General features: G+C 34.8%; 2 protein-coding genes. Both read right to left on the bottom strand.

Features of this window, described 5'->3' with window-relative positions:
• Positions 1 to 370: 370 nt before the first annotated feature.
• A complete protein-coding gene (locus FM107_RS19120) occupies positions 371 to 1,219 on the bottom strand; it encodes a hypothetical protein (RefSeq protein WP_086950086.1) in 849 nt (282 codons plus the stop codon).
• A gap of 45 nt (positions 1,220 to 1,264) precedes the next feature.
• Positions 1,265 to 1,786 carry an ATP-binding protein gene (locus FM107_RS19115; RefSeq protein ID WP_086950085.1) on the bottom strand — a complete coding sequence of 174 codons (522 nt, stop codon included), beginning with the start codon at positions 1,784 to 1,786 and terminating at the stop codon, positions 1,265 to 1,267.
• Between the last annotated feature and the right edge of the window lie 61 nt (positions 1,787 to 1,847).

The following is a 1,847-nucleotide window of genomic DNA, read 5'->3' as shown; positions in this document are numbered from 1 at the left end:
TCCAAAGACCCTTTCTTGGAAAAAGGACTACATGTGCTGTATTGACAGCTTACAAATGGTCATATTTCTCTTTTATCCGAACGCCCTCTGGCCCTTTGGGGAGGGGATTCGAAAAAAGAAAAATATTCAGTTTGGAGTGGAGTAAAAATGAAAATTATATCTTAAGTTTGATATAAGTTGTCCAACAAAAAGGGAGTATCATATTAATAACATTAATATAATTAAGGGACAAATTTACAATCTCTGTCAGATACTATTAACATTAGAAATATTGACAAAAATTTTTGGAATTTATGGAGATAATATCCAATTTTATGGAGATAATATCCAAATCCATGGAGATAATATCCAAATCCATGGAGATAATATCCTAAACATTTTCAAGATGATTAAAAATCGCTTTTATAAAATCATCCCCCATTTTTTCGGCTTCTATTTTTCGTTTTATTTGTGATGCAAGAGCAGAATACCCATGAACTTCATATAACTGCTTTAAAACCCTCAAATTACCTTCGCTTAACTCTCGCCTAGCTTTTAAATACTTGAGAGACCTGCTGACCTGTAAATCGTTCACAGATATAAATGTTTCGCTTGTCCCAACCGACAATTTTGTTTGATAGATTACAAATTGATATTTATTTTCACTGAAACTGTAGTTAAAACTAATATCATTGTCGCTATCCAAATCAGCTTTGACAGATTTTAAAAAATCTCGCTCAAATCTATACTTACTATCGTATTTATTTGTAGAAATAGCCAATTCATTTAGAAGTTGTTCGTAAGATTTTTCTACTCCACCATTTTGCTTAAATTTTAAAAGCCAAAGTAAGAATTTTAAGGTATTGGGTGTTGAAGCTTTAAATGGTAAATCATTTCTTAAGGGAAAAAATTGGCTCATATTGAGCAAATGTTTCATGACAGCTTTTTCCATTTTAAAAAAAATGTTTTGTGTATTCCATCTCGGTTCAATAATAAATGGAACTGCTTTATAACCATTGATGGTCTCATCTCTTAATCTAAACCAATTTATGTTAGACATATTTACTAACGCAGTCTGTAAAGCAGAATTTCTCATTTTTCTCTCCGGATTTAATTGGTTTAATGAAATTAAAAATTCGCTTACACCCTGATCTGCCCAACCATCATAGCAATCCTCAAAAGATAACTGCTTGCTATTAGGTGGGTATTTCGGAGGGACCGTGCCAGTGGTTTCGGTCAAACCGTGCCACTTTAAAAGATTCTACAATTATATAAAAAATTAACTTTATTCCTGCTTTAATATTCCTTTTCTTAGTGATAATCCTTTTAGGTCGATCCGGTGAGATGAGTTCACGATCCGATCTAGGATCGCATCTGCAATGGTGCCCTCTCCGCCTATAATCTCGTACCAAGCTGATACAGGTATTTGAGAGGATATTATGGTTGATTTTCTGCCATGTCGGTCATCAATTATGTCCATAAGCGTTTCTCTATCCTGATTATCAAAAGCCTGCAGACCAAAGTCATCAAGAATGAGCAGATCCGTTCTGATTAACTTTTCCAGTTCTTTCAAATAAGTCCCATCTACTCTGCTCAATTTAAGTTTTTTGAACAGTCTAGCGGTGATACAATACAAAGTTTTCAAACCAGAAAGACAGGCCTGATTCCCTAGAGCTTGGGCGAGGTGGCTTTTTCCGACTCCCGAAGCACCGTTGACAATGATATTTTCTTTTCGGGTTATAAAGTCAAGCGTGCTCAGTCGTGCCAACATATTCCTATCCAGATTTCTCTCGGGAGAATAATTAATATCAGTGTAAGCATCCGGTTATCCCCCTGTATGACTAGAGAGTTTTGCTTTTTACTTTTGC

It is taken from the genome of Sphingobacterium sp. JB170 (genome assembly GCF_900163865.1).
In the GTDB taxonomy this organism is placed as follows: domain Bacteria; phylum Bacteroidota; class Bacteroidia; order Sphingobacteriales; family Sphingobacteriaceae; genus Sphingobacterium.
Note: the sequence above shows the minus strand (reverse complement) of the source record. Positions and strands in the feature narration are given on the sequence as shown.